13 protein-coding genes and 2 pseudogenes are annotated in these 15,558 nt (G+C 70.2%); 11 read left to right on the forward strand and 4 right to left on the reverse strand.

The annotated features are described in order from the left end of the window. Positions 1 to 181: pseudogene (locus HTZ82_RS26480) on the reverse strand (hypothetical protein); the annotation flags it as partial. 161 nt (positions 182 to 342) lie between these two features. Between HTZ82_RS26480 and HTZ82_RS26485 the strand changes: the two are divergent. The 3 genes from HTZ82_RS26485 to HTZ82_RS26495 all read left to right on the forward strand — a co-directional run bounded on the left by HTZ82_RS26485 (position 343) and on the right by HTZ82_RS26495 (position 5,850). After that, positions 343 to 2,793 carry an immune inhibitor A domain-containing protein gene (locus HTZ82_RS26485; protein WP_175411900.1) on the forward strand — a complete coding sequence of 817 codons (2,451 nt, stop codon included), beginning with the start codon at positions 343 to 345 and terminating at the stop codon, positions 2,791 to 2,793. Between the two features lie 191 nt (positions 2,794 to 2,984). Beyond that, positions 2,985 to 5,432, forward strand: coding sequence for an immune inhibitor A domain-containing protein (locus HTZ82_RS26490; protein ID WP_175411901.1), 2,448 nt, complete (start codon positions 2,985 to 2,987; stop codon positions 5,430 to 5,432). A 121-nt stretch (positions 5,433 to 5,553) separates the two neighbouring features. After that, positions 5,554 to 5,850, forward strand: coding sequence for a hypothetical protein (locus HTZ82_RS26495; RefSeq protein ID WP_175411902.1), 297 nt, complete (start codon positions 5,554 to 5,556; stop codon positions 5,848 to 5,850). Positions 5,851 to 5,888: 38 nt separating this feature from the next. Here the strand turns inward: HTZ82_RS26495 and HTZ82_RS26500 are convergent, their stop codons facing one another. Together HTZ82_RS26500 and HTZ82_RS26505 are read right to left on the reverse strand one after the other, a co-directional pair. Further along, on the reverse strand, positions 5,889 to 6,476 hold the full coding sequence (locus tag HTZ82_RS26500) for an isochorismatase family protein (protein WP_175411903.1): 588 nt from the start codon (positions 6,474 to 6,476) through the stop codon (positions 5,889 to 5,891). Between the two features lie 300 nt (positions 6,477 to 6,776). After that, positions 6,777 to 8,114, reverse strand: a complete 1,338-nt coding sequence (locus tag HTZ82_RS26505) for a nicotinate phosphoribosyltransferase (RefSeq protein ID WP_175411904.1) — start codon at positions 8,112 to 8,114, stop codon at positions 6,777 to 6,779. A gap of 116 nt (positions 8,115 to 8,230) precedes the next feature. Here HTZ82_RS26505 and clpS point away from each other — a divergent pair, with 116 nt between their 5' ends. The 8 genes and pseudogenes from clpS to HTZ82_RS26540 all read left to right on the forward strand — a co-directional run bounded on the left by clpS (position 8,231) and on the right by HTZ82_RS26540 (position 15,075). Continuing rightward, on the forward strand, positions 8,231 to 8,536 hold the full coding sequence (gene clpS / locus HTZ82_RS26510; protein ID WP_375540864.1) for an ATP-dependent Clp protease adapter ClpS: 306 nt from the start codon (positions 8,231 to 8,233) through the stop codon (positions 8,534 to 8,536). Beyond that, positions 8,536 to 9,156, forward strand: coding sequence for a DUF2017 domain-containing protein (locus HTZ82_RS26515; protein WP_175411905.1), 621 nt, complete (start codon positions 8,536 to 8,538; stop codon positions 9,154 to 9,156). The genes clpS and HTZ82_RS26515 overlap by 1 nt, the downstream gene beginning before the upstream one ends. Positions 9,157 to 9,591: 435 nt before the next feature. Then, entirely contained in the window at positions 9,592 to 11,109 is a 1,518-nt protein-coding gene (locus tag HTZ82_RS26520; RefSeq protein ID WP_175411906.1) for a sodium:alanine symporter family protein, read from the forward strand. A 375-nt stretch (positions 11,110 to 11,484) separates the two neighbouring features. Beyond that, positions 11,485 to 12,894 (forward strand): annotated as a pseudogene (locus HTZ82_RS26525) (amino acid permease); the annotation flags it as partial. Between the two features lie 168 nt (positions 12,895 to 13,062). Continuing rightward, positions 13,063 to 13,485, forward strand: a complete 423-nt coding sequence (locus HTZ82_RS26530) for a Mov34/MPN/PAD-1 family protein (protein WP_175411908.1) — start codon at positions 13,063 to 13,065, stop codon at positions 13,483 to 13,485. 111 nt (positions 13,486 to 13,596) lie between these two features. After that, the gene (locus tag HTZ82_RS33140) at positions 13,597 to 13,713 is read left to right on the forward strand and encodes a putative leader peptide (RefSeq protein WP_316248241.1); all 117 of its coding nucleotides are present in this window, start codon (positions 13,597 to 13,599) and stop codon (positions 13,711 to 13,713) included. Between the two features lie 122 nt (positions 13,714 to 13,835). Next, positions 13,836 to 14,123 carry a MoaD/ThiS family protein gene (locus HTZ82_RS26535; RefSeq protein WP_175411909.1) on the forward strand — a complete coding sequence of 96 codons (288 nt, stop codon included), beginning with the start codon at positions 13,836 to 13,838 and terminating at the stop codon, positions 14,121 to 14,123. A 1-nt stretch (position 14,124) separates the two neighbouring features. Beyond that, positions 14,125 to 15,075 (forward strand): PLP-dependent cysteine synthase family protein, encoded by a 951-nt coding sequence (locus HTZ82_RS26540; protein ID WP_175411910.1) that lies wholly within the window; start codon positions 14,125 to 14,127, stop codon positions 15,073 to 15,075. 159 nt (positions 15,076 to 15,234) lie between these two features. Here the strand turns inward: HTZ82_RS26540 and HTZ82_RS26545 are convergent. Next, on the reverse strand, positions 15,235 to 15,558 hold a 324-nt coding region (locus HTZ82_RS26545; protein ID WP_175411911.1), incomplete at its 5' end, for a type II toxin-antitoxin system PemK/MazF family toxin.

The raw sequence follows: 15,558 nt of genomic DNA on the forward strand, positions 1-15,558 counted from the left end.
CACGCAGCCGGGCGCGTACCGGACCGGCCAGCGTGACGAGCAGGCCGAGCAGCAGCGCGGCCACGCCGACGAGCGCGACCCCCGGCCCGGTGGTGGTGGGGAACAGCAGGAGGAGGGCGACGGTCGAGCAGACGACAGTGGCCGAACCGTAGGCGAGCTGTGCGGCGGTCGGACGCGGCATGGCGGTTTCCGTCCTCGTGGTGGAGTCTCGCAACGCGGTCGCACTGATTGACGACTCTACGACGGTGGATGCCCGAGAGGAACCGGCAGTAAGCGTGACCTAACCCACCGTGCCGGAGTACGCCGGGAGCGAGCCGGGGCAACCGGGGGCGCACAGGGGCCATGGACCGCAGGGGAGGACCGCAGCACGTGTCCCGCACCATCCGTGAACTGAGTGCCGTCACCGCCGTCCTGGTGGCTCTCGTGGCGACCCCCGCACCGGCATCGGCGGCGGCCGCACCCGCACCGGCGGCGGCCGCACCCGCGCCGGCACCTCCGCCGGCCGTCGCCACGACCGGCACGCCTCCCGCGCCGCACCCGGACGGCGACGGCCATGTCATCGACGGCCCCTTCAGCGCCCGTCAGCAGCTCCACCGGCGGACCGCGCTCGAACGGGTCCTGAGGGGCGACGCCCGCGTGGAGCAGCGCGGCGGCTCCCGGGTCGTCCGTCTCGACGACCACAAGTACGTCGAGCTGGGCCGGGAGCGCACCGACCGGATCCTCGCGATCCTCGTGGAGTTCGGCGACCTGGTCGACGACACCACGCTGTACGACCCGGACGGCCCCGCCGGGCCCAAGCCGCCCCTCGTGAAGTACGGCGGCACACCGGGCCCCCGCCACAACGGGATACCGGAGCCCGACCGCACCCGGGACAACTCCACGGACTGGCGCCCCGACTACGACCGCGCCCACTACGAGCGGCTCTACTTCGGCACCGGCCCCGGCACGCACTCCCTGCGGACGTACTTCGAGCAGGTGTCGTCCGGCCGCTACTCGGTCGATGGCGAGGTCTCGGACTGGGTCCGCGTCCCGTACAACGAGGCCAGGTACGGCTCCGACTACTGCGGCGCGAACAACTGCCCCAACGTCGAGGACCTGGTGCGGGACGCCGTTGCCGCCTGGGTGGCGCGGCTGCGCGCGGACGGCTGGAGCGACGAGCGGATCACCGCGCACGTGGCCCGGTTCGACGTGTGGGACCGCACGGACCACGACGGCGACGGCGACTTCGACGAGCCCGATGGCTACATCGACCACTTCCAGCTCGTCCACGCGGGCGAGGACGGCTCGGCGGGCGGCGGCGCCCAGGGCTCCGACGCCCTGTGGGCGCATCGCGGCTACGCGTACGGCAGGGACGACGGCGACACCGGCCCGGACGGCTTCAAGGCGGGCGGTGTGCCGGTCGGCGACACGGGCCTCTGGGTGGGCGACTACACGATGCAGCCGGAGAACGGCGGCCTCGGCGTCTTCGCCCACGAGTACGCCCACGACCTGGGCCTGCCCGACCTGTACGACACGAACAGCGTGCCCGGCGCCGAGAACTCGGTCGGCTTCTGGTCGCTGATGTCGTCCGGTTCGTGGCTCGGCACGGGCGGCGACGCCATCGGGGACCTGCCCGGCGACATGACCGCGTGGGACAAGCTCCAGCTCGGCTGGCTGTCGTACGAGAAGGCGAAGGCGGCCACGCCGTCCGTGCACCGCCTCGGCGTCTCCGCGTACCGGACCCGGCATCCGCAGGCCCTGGTGGTCGAGCTGCCCGACAAGACCGTGACGACACCCGTGGTGCACCCGGCCGGGGGCGCTCTGCAGTGGTGGAGCGACCACGGCGACAACCTGTCCCAGACCCTCACGCGGACGGTGGACCTGACGGGCCGTGGGCGGGCGGTGCTGGAGCTGGACGGCTGGTGGGACATCGAGAAGGACTACGACTTCCTGTACGTCCAGGTGTCTTCGGACGGCGGCGCGAGCTGGCAGGCGCTGGACGGTACGGCCGACGGCGAGCCGGTGCCGCGGGACGCGGCCGGGAAACCGGCCCTGACGGGTGCCTCGGGGACGTACCGCGCACTGCGGTACCCGCTGGACGCGTACGCGGGGCGGGAGATCGGGCTGCGCTTCCGGTACCGGACGGACGGCGGGGTCGCGGGCAGGGGGTTCGCCGCGGACAACGTGACCGTGCGGGCGGACGGGGTGCCGCTGTTCACGGACGGCGCGGAGAGCATCGACCCCGGCTGGGCGGCGCGCGGCTTCGTCCGGGTCGGCGCGTCGGTCACGGGCGACCACCCGCAGTACTACGTGGTCGAGAACCGGCAGTACGTGGCGTACGACCGGACGCTGGAGGCAGGCCCGTACAACTTCGGCTTCACGGGGGCGCTCGCGCGCCGGGTGGAGCACTTCGCGTACCGGCCGGGTGTGCTGATCTGGCTGTGGGACACCTCGCACCGCGACAACAACGTCTCGGACCATCCGGGGGAGGGGCTCGTGCTGCCGGTGGACGCGCATCCGCGGCCGATGCGCTGGGCGGACGGCACGCCGATGCCGAACCGGGTCACCCCGTACGACGCGGCCTTCGGGTGGCGGCCGGTGCCGGGGTTCACGCTGCACCGGCTGGACGAGCCGACGTACATCCCGCCGCAGCCGGGCAATCCGGTGTTCGACGACCGCGCGGGCGTCTACTGGTCCGCCGAGAATCCCTATGGCAGTGTGCGGACCGCGGACACCAACACCCGTATCGGGGTGGTCGCCGAGCCGCCGGGCGGCGCGACGGTGACCGTGCGCGTGGGGCCCTCCCGCCGGTGATCCGCCGGCCAGATTCCGCTGTCCGGTATGCGGATGGGCGTGTTCACATAGGGGCTTGGCCTGTGCAAGTCAAGACTGTCTTTTCTCGCGTAAGTCCGGTCGAATGTCGTCACTTGTGGCGCGACACCGCACGCGGATAATCACGTGACCCCCCATCCGCGTCGAGCGGTGCGCAGGGGAGGAAACAACAAGTGACCATCAGACGACGGGCGTTCCGCGCGTCCGCGGTCGTCGTGGCCCTGGCCGCGACCGCCGCCACCGCAGGCGCACTCACCACGGCTCAGGCCGACAACCGCCCCGACGCGGGCATCGAACGTCATGACCCGGCACCGGGCGCGGCCGAGGAGGGCCACGCGCACGGTGCCGAGCACGCGGGCCATGTCGACCACGACCTCAAGGGCCCGTTCAGCGACCAGCAGGCCAAGGAGCGCCAGGCCGCCCTGGAGCAGGTGCTGTCCGGCGAGTCCAAGGTGCAGAAGCGCGGCGGCTCCCAGGTCGTCAAGCTCGACAACAAGAAGTACGTCGAGCTGGCGCGCGAGAAGACCGACAGCATCTTCACCATCCTGGTCGAGTTCGGCGACAAGGTCGACAACGAGACCCTCGTCGACCGCAAGGACGACGACACCGACGAGCCGAAGCCCAAGTACGGCGGCACGCCCGGCCCGCTGCACAACCAGATAGCCAAGCCGGACCGGACGAAGGACAACTCGACCGCCTGGCAGGAGGACTACAGCCGGGAGCACTTCCAGGACCTGTACTTCGGCGAGGGCAAGGACGAGAAGGGCCGCCAGAAGCACTCGCTCAAGACCTACTACGAGCGTCAGTCCTCGGGCCGCTACTCGGTCCAGGGCACGGTCACCGACTGGGTCAAGGTCGACTACAACGAGGCCCGTTACGGCTCGAACTACTGCGGCCAGTCCAACTGCGCCAACGTCTGGGACCTGGTCCGCGACGGTGTGAACGCCTGGGCCGACCAGCAGAAGGCGCAGGGCAAGTCCCCCGAGGAGATCAAGGCGGCCCTGTCCCAGTACGACAAGTGGGACCGCTACGACCACGACGGCGACGGCGACTTCAACGAGTCCGACGGCTACATCGACCACTTCCAGATCGTCCACGCGGGCGAGGACGAGTCGGCCGGCGGCGGTGCCCAGGGCGGCGACGCCGTGTGGGCGCACCGCTGGTACGCGTACGGCACGAACGCCGGCAAGACCGGCCCGGAGCACAACAAGGCGGGCGGCGCCCAGATCGGCGACACCGGCATCTGGGTCGGCGACTACACCGTGCAGCCCGAGAACGGCGGCCTCGGCGTCTTCGCCCACGAGTACGGCCACGACCTCGGCCTGCCGGACCTGTACGACACGTCCGGCCGTCCGGGCGCCGAGAACTCCACGGGCTTCTGGTCCCTGATGTCCTCCGGCTCCTGGCTGGGCACCGGCGGCGACAGCATCGGCGACATGCCGGGCGACATGACCGCCTGGGACAAGCTGCAGCTCGGCTGGCTCAACTACGAGAAGGCCAAGGCCGCCACCAAGTCGAAGCACAAGCTGGGTGTCGCCGAGTACAACACCAAGAACCCGCAGGCGCTGGTCGTCGAGCTGCCGAAGAAGCGGGTCAGCACCGAGATCGTCAAGCCGGTCCAGGGCTCCATGCAGTGGTGGAGCAACATGGGCGACGACCTCAAGAACACCCTCACCCAGTCCGTCGACCTCACCGGCAAGTCCAAGGCCGAGCTGAGCCTCGACGCCTGGTGGGAGATCGAGGCCGAGTACGACTACCTGTACGCCGAGGTCTCCACGGACGGCGGCGCCACCTGGACCGCCCTGGACGGCACCGCCGACGGCGCGGCCATCGACCGGGACGCGAGCGGCGCCCCGGCGCTCAGCAGCCACTCCGAGGGCTTCAAGAAGCTCGTCTACCCGCTCGACGCCTACGCCGGCAAGAAGGTCGACTTCCGCTTCCGCTACCTCACGGACGGCGGTGTGGCCGAGCGCGGCTTCGCGGCCGACAACATCGTCTTCACGGCGGACGGCGCCGAGCTGTTCGCGGACGACGCCGAGGGCGCGGCCGACGGCTGGACCACGAACGGCTTCTCCCGCATCGGCGCGGCGATCACCGACGACTACCCGCAGTACTACATCGCGGAGAACCGTCAGTACGTCTCGTACGACGCGACCCTGAAGGTCGGCCCGTACAACTTCGGCTTCACGGGCGACAAGGCGAGCTGGGTCGAGCACTTCCCGTACCAGACCGGTCTGCTGATCTGGAAGTGGGACACCTCCCAGAAGGACAACAACACGGCCGTCCACCCCGGTGAGGGCCTGATCCTTCCGGTCGACGCCAACCCGGAGCCGCTGCGGTGGAAGGACGGCACGCTGATGCGCAACCGCATCCAGTCGTACGACTCGCCGTTCAGCCGCTTCCGCTACCAGGGCCTCACCCTCCACAAGGCGGGTGTGGAGCAGCGCATCCGCAACCACGTGGGCAACTCGGTCTTCGACGACCGCAAGGGCGTCTACTGGTACGAGGAGAACGCGCGGGCCAGCGTCAAGGTAACTGACACCAACACCAAGATCGCCATCGTCAAGCAGCCGCGCAGCGGCCAGACGATCACGGTCCAGGTGGGTCCGTCCACGAAGTAAGCAGCATCACCGCAGGTCAACGCATGATCGGCCGTCGCCCTCTAGCGGGCGGCGGCCGATCGTGTTTAGGTGCAGGTGACCAAGTCTTATTGACACACGTTTCACGGGGGAGCGTTTCGGCATGCCCGGTGGTGGTTTCTGCAAGTTGCCAGGCGGCAGTGTGGTGGTGGCCCTGAGCCTGCCGAACCCGGCGGGTGACGGGGACGTGCGGGTGCTGGTCCACGCGCTGAACCGGCCGCGTGCCCTGACCCGCCTCCGCAACCTGGGCCTGCGCGCCTACCTGCGCGGCAACACGCACCCGCCGACGCCGGACGAGATCACGGCGGTGCTGCACCACCCGGACGGCCTGCTGTGGCGCACGACGCCGAGCAGGGCCCTGGAGCTGTGGCAGCCGATACGGGCCCTGCTGCGGCCGTGAGAGGCCGGGGAGCGGCTCAGCGCGGCTCAGCGCACCGGCTAGACGACCGGCTTGCCCGTCAGCTCCACACCGGCGTCCCGGAGCTCTTCGAGCGCCTTCTGCGTGCTCTCGGCTGAGACCCCCGCGGTGAGGTCGAGCAGCACCTGGGTGCGGAACCCCTCGGCGGCGGCGTCGAGGGCGGTGGCGCGGACGCAGTGGTCGGTGGCGATGCCCACGACGTCCACCTCGGTCACGTCGTGGGCGCGCAGCCAGTCAGCGAGCGGGAGGTCGTTCTCGTCGGTGCCCTCGAAGCCGCTGTACGCGGCGGCGTAGGCGCCCTTGTCGAACACGGCGTCGATGGCCCCGGAGGCGACGGCGGGCGCGAAGTTCGGGTGGAACCCGACGCCCTCGGTCCCGGCGACGCAGTGCGGCGGCCAGGACCGCACGAAATCGGGGTGCGGGGAGAAGTGGTCCCCCGGCTCGATGTGGTGGTCCCGGGTGGCGACGACATGCCGGTAGACGGGCCCGGCGGCCTCGCCGATCAGGTCCGTGATGGCGGCGGCGACATCCGCACCCCCCGCCACCGCGAGGCTGCCGCCCTCGCAGAAGTCGTTCTGAACGTCGACGACGATCAATGCGCGGTGCATGGCGGTTGTCCTTAGGTGGGGGAGCGGTCGGTGAACAGTCGGGGATACCTCCGAGCGTAGAGACTCCCCCCACCCAACGGGAGAGGGCACAGCCCTACGGGGCGCTGCGCTCGGCCGGACCGCCGGTTTCGCCGTGGAGCGGCACGCCCGCCCGGACCGCCGGTTCTGCTGTGGGCATGCGTTCCGCAGGGCGATGGGGGTCCCCCCTGCTCGAGCGAAGTCGAGAGCTTGGGGGAGGGTGGGCACAGCGGAACCGGCCCGCCCGCGCCCGACCCGCCCGAACCCACCCACCCGCACGTCTCACGCCCCCGTGACCAGCTCCGTCGGGAGCACCGGCTCGCCCCGCGACAGCTGGACCGCCGACAGCGGCAGCGACGAACGCGCCGCGATGTGCCGCGCCCGCGCGGCCTCCAGCGGCTCCCGCGCCACGACCTCCCCCGCCTTCACCAGCGGCACCAGCAGCTGCCGCTCCACCAGCTCGGGAGGCACCGCCCCGGTGCCCACGACCTCCGCCTCCGCGACCCCCTCCGCGTCGACCCGCCGCGCCGCCCACTTCCGCCCGCCCACGGACGCCTTCCCGCCCAGCGACTTCTTCGCGACCGCCCGCAGCGGCGCCCCCGGCTCCGCCGAGTCCGCCCGCGCCACCAGCTTGTAGACCATCGAGCACGTCGGATGCCCGCTCCCCGTCACGAGCTGCGTCCCGACCCCGTACGCGTCCACCGGCGCCGCCGCCAGTGACGCGATCGCGTACTCGTCCAGGTCCGACGTGACCAGGATCCGCGTGTCCCGCGCCCCCAGCTCGTCCAGCTGCTGCCGCACCCGGTGCGCCACCAGCAGCAGGTCGCCCGAGTCGATGCGCACCGCGCCGAGACCCGGCCCGGCCACCTCCACCGCGGTACGCACCGCCTCGGCCACGTCGTACGTGTCGACCAGCAGCGTCGTACCCCGCCCCAGCGACTCCACCTGCGCCCGGAACGCGTCCCGCTCGCTGTCGTGCAGCAGGATGAAGGCGTGCGCGGACGTCCCGACCGTGGGGATGCCGTACCGGAACCCCGCCGCCAGGTCGGACGTCGAGTCGAAGCCGCCCACGTACGCGGCACGCGCCGCCGCCACCGCGGCCAGCTCGTGCGTCCGCCGGGCGCCCATCTCGACCAGCCGCCGCCCGCCCGCGGCCGTCGCCATCCGGGACGCGGCCGCGGCGATCGCCGAGTCGTGGTTGAGGATCGACAGGATCACCGTCTCCAGCAGGACGCACTCCGCGAACGTCCCCTCCACGCGCAGCACCGGCGACCCCGGGAAGTACACCTCGCCCTCGGGGTAGCCCCAGATGTCCCCGCTGAAGCGGTACGAGGCGAGCCATTCGAGCGTCGGCCCGTCGACGACCCCACGCGAGCGCAGGAAGTCGAGGACGCCCGCGTCGAAGCGGAAGTTCTCCACGGCGTCCAGGACGCGGCCGGTGCCGGCCACGACCCCGTAGCGGCGCCCTTCCGGCAGCCGGCGCGTGAAGACCTCGAAGACCGAGTGGCGGTCGGCGGTGCCGCCCCGCAGGGCGGCCTGGAGCATGGTCAGCTCGTACTGGTCGGTGAAGAGCGCGGTGGACGGCACTGCCACCGGGAGCCCTGGGTCCGCAGCGTTCATGCCAGGATCGTACCCCGAATACTCGTCAGTCTGACGATTTCTCCGTGTGGATGCCGTACCGCCCTTGGCGTGGCCCGTTTGTGCGACCCCCCACCCTCAGTGGCAGCATTGGGGGAGTGAGTGTTGCTCCCGTAGAGATCGAACGTACCCAGCCGGCCGAAGAGGGCTTCGCCGTCACCGAGCCCGACGTGCCGTGGGTGACGATCGTCCACAACGACCCGGTCAACCTCATGAGCTATGTGACCTACGTCTTCCAGACGTACTTCGGCTACTCCAAGGACAAGGCGCACAAGCTGATGCTCGACGTGCACCACAAGGGCCGGGCCGTGGTCTCCAGCGGCACCCGCGAGGAGATGGAACGCGACGTGCAGGCGATGCACGGTTACGGACTGTGGGCCACGCTCTCCCAGGACCGCGGCTGATGAGCGGCCACTTCGAGGCGCTGCCCGGCGGCGGCGCGACCGTGCCCCTGGACGAGGTCGAGATCTCCATCCTGCGCTCGCTGGCCGTGCAGATGCTGGAGCTGATCGGGCCCGGCGACGAGCCGCCGCAGGGTGAGGACCCGCTCGCCGCGCTGTTCCAGGACGGCCCCAGCAAGCCCCCGTCGGACCCGGCGCTGGCGCGCCTCTTCCCCGAGGCGTACGGCGACGAGGACGAGCAACTCCGGGCCGCGTCCGCCGAGTTCCGCCGCTACACGGAGAACGATCTGCGCGCCCGCAAGCGCGAGGACGCGCTCACCGTCGTCCGCAGCCTCGACGGCCTCACGGCGCAGACGGAGGGGCAGGAGGGGCAGGAGGAGTCGGGGGAGCAGGGCGGCGGCGCCCGTCTGGAGCTCACGCCCGAGGAGTCACGCCGCTGGCTCGGCGCCCTCAACGACCTCCGTCTCACCATCGGCACCCGCCTTGAGGTCTCCGACGAGGACGAGACCAGCGACCTCTACCGGCTGCCCGACTCGGATCCGCGCAAACCGATGGTGATGGCCTACTTGTGGCTGGGCGCCTTGCAGGAGACCCTCGTCGAGACGCTGATGCCGTCGTCGTAGTCCCGTCGTAAGTCCCGCTTCCGTACACCGGGATGAGGCGTAACGGGTGCAGGCGGCGGCCGTCTCCTACACACTGATCCGGCGCGGCGCGGCGTCCGCTCACCGGACGACGGAATCCGCATAACGATCGCATCACCGCTCCTGCACTTCTCTTCCCCGTGGCAGGTTCGCTCGGTCAGGGTGTGACCTGGCTCACGCAACGATCAGTGAAACACGTGGTAAAACTTCGCAACTCCACAGCGGCCCACCAGGCCGCAGCGTGGAGTGACTGGTCCATCACCAGTCGCGATGCACGACCTGTGTGACCCACGTCGTCCGATGTCCGCGGCCGACGAGGGTGACACGTCGCCGATCGGACAACGGCGTTCGCTCAACCGCACCCCTCTCCCGTCGGCCCATGCCCGGTGGGTTCCCCTGCGCCATTGAGGTAGTCAGATGTCACTCGACTCCATCACCAAGAACATCGACCAATCAGTCAGCGACTTCTTCAATCCTGTCGCCACCTGGCTCGGCGACATCGTGTTCTACTCGGTCCCCGTCGCGGGAACCGAGCTCCCGCTCATCGTCGCCTGGCTCGTCGTGGCTGGTCTGGTGTTCACGGGCTGGTTCGGGTTCGTCCAGTTCCGCAAGTTCAAGCTCGCGGTGAACGTCGTACGCGGCAAGTACGACGAGAAGGGGTCGGCCGGTGAGGTCAACCACTTCCAGGCCCTGACGGCGGCCGTCTCCGGCACCGTCGGTCTCGGCAACATCGCGGGTGTGGCCGTCGCCGTCTCCATCGGCGGCCCCGGCGCCACCTTCTGGATGATCCTCTGTGGTCTGCTCGGCATGGCCTCCAAGTTCGTCGAGGTCACGCTGGGCGTGAAGTACCGGGAGGTGCACGAGGACGGCACCGTCTCCGGTGGCCCGATGCACTACCTGCGCAAGGGTCTCGTCGACCGCTTCGGCCCGGGCGCCGCGACCGCCGGCAAGGTGCTCGCCTTCGCCGCCGCCGTCATGGTCCTCTTCTTCGGCCTCTTCGGCGGCAACCTGTTCCAGGTCAACCAGAGCTACAGCCAGCTCGCGTCCGTCGCCGGCGGCGGCTCCTCGACCTTCGCGCTGTTCTTCGGCATCCTGATCGCCGCCCTCGTCGGCCTGGTCCTCCTCGGCGGCCTCCGCTCCGTCGCCTCGGTGACCAGCCGCCTCGTCCCGGCCATGGCGATCATCTACATCATCGCCTGCCTCGTGGTCATCCTGACCAACGTCACCGCGCTGCCGTCCGCCGTCACCACGATCATCACCGAGGCGTTCAGCCCGAAGGGTGTCGCCGGTGGTGTCATCGGTGCCCTGATCGTCGGCTTCAAGCGTGCCGCCTTCTCCAACGAGGCCGGTCTGGGCTCCGCCCCGATCGCCCACTCCGCGGTCAAGACCAAGCACCCCGCATCCGAGGGTCTGGTGGCCCTGCTGGAGCCGTTCATCGACACGGTCGTCATCTGCACCATGACCGCGCTGACCATCGTCATCGCGAGCCCGGACAGCTGGCTGAAGGCCCGCGAGGGCGAGAGCATCGGCGGCGTCACCATCACCTCGGACGCCTTCGCGACCGCGATGCCGTGGTTCCCGTACATCCTGACCCTCGCGGTCCTGCTGTTCGCCTTCTCCACGCTGATCACCTGGGGCTACTACTGCCTCAAGGCCTGGACGCACATGTTCGGCCGCAGCAAGGCGAGCGAGATCACCTTCAAGGTCCTCTACTCGCTCATCGCCGTCCTCGGCTCGCTGATGTCGCTGGACGCGCTGATCTCCCTGGCCGACTCGGTCCTCTTCCTGCTGGCCGTCGTCAACATCATCGGCCTGTACCTGCTCGCCCCGGTCGTCAAGAAGGAGCTCAACTCCTTCCTGGCCTTCGTCCGCCGCCGCGACGCCGGCGAGGACACCGACGAGGTCGAGGCGGAGGAGCCGGCCAAGACCCTCTGACGGTCTCCCGGCACCACCACCCGTACAACCCGTACGACACGACGTCCCCCGCACCGGTCCGCCGGCGCGGGGGGCGCCGCGTTCGCGGGGCGGTCGCGGGCGTTCGCCAGGCGTTCGCTCAGCGGACGCTCAACTCCGTATAACGATCTGTTAATGAACAGCCGCACCTTTCGCCCCGCGAGGTGCGGCTTTGTGCTGTTTCACCTGTGCACTGGCTCACAGAGCGCTTCGTCCCATATGTGTGCGGCCGTGATACATCTGCACGACCGCCCGGCGACGCCACCCATGTCGCCGGGGGCGCCACAGCCGGCCGACCGCCGGCGGCACTCCAGCCATGTCCGGGGGGATCAGCGTGGAGAAAGGCGCACCACAACCATGACCTCACTGCAGGTCGAGAAAGAACACGGCGGCGACGGGGCCGCCGACGAGGGCTACCAGCGGGGACTCGGCGCCCGCCAGATCCAGATGATCGCGATCGGCGGAGCCATCGGCACCGGCCTGTTCCTCGGCGCGGGCAAGGCCATCTCCATGGCGGGCCCCAGCCTGATCCTGGCCTACGCCGCCGCCGGTCTCGTCATCTTCTTCATCATGCGCGCGCTGGGCGAGCTGCTGATGTACCGCCCGGTGTCCGGCTCGTTCGCCGAGTACGCCCGCGAGTTCGTCGGCCCCTTCGCGGGCTTCGTCACCGGCTGGACGTACTGGCTGTTCTGGGTGGTCACCGGCATCACCGAGGTCACCGCGGCCGCCACGTACATGACGTACTGGTGGGACATCCCCCAGTGGATATCCGCCCTCGTGTTCACGGTCGTCCTGTACGGCGCGAACCTGATCTCCGTGAAGCTCTTCGGCGAGCTGGAGTTCTGGTTCTCGATGGTCAAGGTCACCGCGATCATCGGCATGATCCTCATCTGCGCCGGCATCCTCACGCTCGGCTTCTCGGACGCCGGGGACACCGCCTCCGTCAGCCACCTCTGGTCGGACGGCGGGTTCTTCCCGACCGGGGTCGGCGGCACGCTCGCGACCCTGCAGATCGTGATGTTCGCGTTCCTCGCCGTCGAACTGGTCGGTGTCACGGCGGGCGAGTCCAAGGACCCCGAGACGACCCTGCCGAAGGCCATCAACACCGTGCCGTGGCGGATCGCCGTCTTCTACGTCGGCGCGCTCGTCATGATCCTCTCGGTGGTGCCGTGGACCGAGTTCCAGCCCGGCGTCTCACCGTTCGTCGCGGCCTTCGAGAAGATGGGACTCGGGGTCGGCGCGGCCATCGTGAACTTCGTCGTCCTCACCGCCGCCCTGTCGTCCTGCAACTCCGGCATGTACTCCACCGGCCGCATGCTGCGCGACCTCGCGCTCAACGGGCAGGGCCCGCGGCTCTTCACGCGGCTGACCCGCTCCGGCACCCCGCTGGTCGGCACCACCTTCTCCGCGGCGCTCATGCTCGTCGGCGTGTGGATCAACTATCGCTGGCCGGGCGACGCGTTCGAGAAGGTCGTCTCCTTCGCGACGGTCTCCGGCATGTGGGCCTGGATCATGATCTTGGTCAGCCACATCCGCTACCGGGCCCGCGCCGACCGCGGCGAGCTGCCGGAGTCCTCGTTCAAGGCCCCCGGGGCGCCCTGGACGAGCTGGTTCGCGCTGGCCTTCCTGGGCCTGGTCGTCGGGCTGATGGCGGACGACCCGGAGTCGCGCGTCTCGCTGTACTGCGCCCCGCTGTGGGCGCTGGTCCTGGGCGTGGCGTACCTCTTCCTGCGCCGCCGGAACCCGGAGGGCGCGGCCTTCACGCGCCCCTACTGCATTTCCCCGGGGGATAACCCCCGGACCCCCAGCCGGACAAGCGAGCCGACTGCGGTAAAGCCTGAGTGAACCGCCCGGAATCCGGGGCTCCGTCCAGCATGTGGGCCCTGCCGTACCGTCCCTCGGTACGGCAGGGCCCGTCTGCTTATCCTGAACCCCATGCTGACCATCACACGGGACCTGTACGACCAGATCGTCGCGCACGCCCGCGCCGACCACCCGGACGAGGCCTGCGGCGTGGTCGCGGGACCGGCCGGCACGGGGCGCCCCGAGCGCTTCGTCCCGATGCTGAACGCCGCCCGCTCGCCCACGTTCTACGAGTTCGACTCGGGCGATCTGCTGAAGCTCTACCGCGAGATGGACGACCGCGACGAGGAGCCGGTCGTGATCTACCACTCGCACACCGCGACCGAGGCGTACCCGTCCCGTACCGACGTCTCGTACGCCAATGAACCCGGTGCCCACTACGTGCTGGTCTCCACGGCGGACACGGACGACGCGGGACCCTTCCAGTTCCGCTCGTACCGGATCGTGGACGGCGAGATCACCGAGGAGGAGGTCAAGGTCGTCGAGGCGTACTGAGGCGCCGCTGACCTGCGACGCACCGATCGGGCGTCCACATGTCGAGCGAAGAATGTCCACGTGATGAGATCACACTCTTCCGGGTGCACCGGGAATCGTTACGATGCCCGCATGGTTTCCATCGACGTGAGCGAACAGACGCCGGGCACCGTCCTGCTCGTGGCGCGGCTGCACGTCGACCTGTGCCGCCTCGCCAGCGCCATGTGTCGCAGCGGCGCTGCCGCCTGAGCCGCGGCCCCGCGCACGACCGAACTCCGCAGTCCCCGCACGCACCAGCGCATCGCGCGCGCCCGGTCACGGGCGCCGCTGTCACCTGCCCAGCCTGCCGCCTTCCCACAGGAGCCCACACCATGGCCATCGAGGTCCGCATCCCGACCATCCTCCGCACCTACACCGACGGCGCCAAGGCCGTCGAGGGCAGCGGGGAGACCCTCGCCGAGCTGTTCGCCGACCTCGAGACCCGCCACACGGGCATCCACGAGCGCATCGTCGACCAGGCCGCCGGCGGCGAGCTCCGCCGCTTCGTGAACGTGTACCTGAACGACGAGGACGTCCGCTTCCTGGACGGCATCTCCACGAAGCTGGCCGACGGCGACAACGTCACGATCCTTCCGGCCGTGGCCGGCGGTATGGCCTGACATGCGGTACGACAGCCCCCTGGCGGCCGTCGGCAACACGCCGCTGGTCCGCCTGCCGCGCCTGTCCCTGTCGGACGACGTACGCATCTGGGCCAAGCTGGAGGACCGCAATCCGACCGGCTCGGTCAAGGACCGCCCGGCGCTGCACATGATCGAGCAGGCGGAGAAGGACGGCCGCCTGACACCGGGCTGCACGATCCTGGAGCCGACGTCCGGCAACACGGGCATCAGCCTGGCCATGGCGGCCAAGCTCAAGGGCTACCGCATCGTGTGCGTCATGCCGGAGAACACCTCCCAGGAGCGGCGCGACCTGCTCGCCATGTGGGGCGCGGAGATCATCTCCTCGCCGGCGGCGGGCGGTTCCAACACGGCGGTACGGGTCGCCAAGGAGCTGTCGGCCGAGCACCCGGACTGGGTGATGCTCTACCAGTACGGCAACCCGGACAACGCGGGCGCCCACTACGCGACGACGGGCCCGGAGATCCTCGCCGACCTCCCGTCGATCACGCACTTCGTGGCCGGCCTCGGCACGACGGGCACTCTGATGGGCGTCGGCCGCTACCTGCGCGAGCACAAGCCCGACGTACGCATCGTCGCCGCCGAGCCCCGCTACGACGACCTCGTGTACGGCCTGCGGAACCTCGACGAGGGCTTCGTCCCGGAGCTGTACGACGCCTCGGTCCTCACGACCCGCTTCTCGGTCGGCTCCGCCGACGCGGTGACCCGCACCCGTGAGCTCCTCCAGCAGGAGGGCATCTTCGCGGGCGTCTCCACGGGCGCGGCCCTCCACGCGGCGATCGGCGTCGGCAGGAAGGCCCTGAAGGCCGGCGACCCGGCCGACATCGTCTTCGTCGTCGCCGACGGCGGCTGGAAGTACCTGTCGACGGGCGTCTACACGGCCCCGACCACAGAAGCCGCCATCGAAACCCTCCAGGACCAACTCTGGGCGTAGGCCCAGCTCCTCAATCGCCGGAGGGGCTGATTTCAGCCCGTCCGGCGTTTGAGGACGAGCTCCCCCAAGCTCTTCGAGCAGGGGGTACCCCCACAGGCGCGAACGGGGTCTGGGGCGGAGCCCCAGTTCGGGAAGGGGCGGGGTGGGGAAAGAAACGGCCTACCCCGTCGCCAGGTGCCGCACCTGGTCCCAGACCAGCGGGTCCACCGTCCCCACCCGCCGCCGGAACTCCCACAGCGGCACATCCCGCAGCTCGTCCGTCTCCAGAAAGCTCGCCCGCCCCCGCGTATCCCCCACAGACCCGGGCGGCAGCGCGATCACCCCCGGCCGCTCGTCACGGTACTTGCTGGTGATCTTCGCGACGACCGCCGCATCACCCCGCACCGCCAGCACCAGACACGGCCGGTCCTTCGACCCCGGCCCGTCCTCGTACGGCACGTCGGCCCACCAGATGTCCCCCGGCTCCGGCCGCCGCGCCGGCGG

Origin of the sequence: Streptomyces sp. TRM64462, assembly GCF_013362995.1 — a bacterium.
GTDB lineage: Bacteria > Actinomycetota > Actinomycetes > Streptomycetales > Streptomycetaceae > Streptomyces.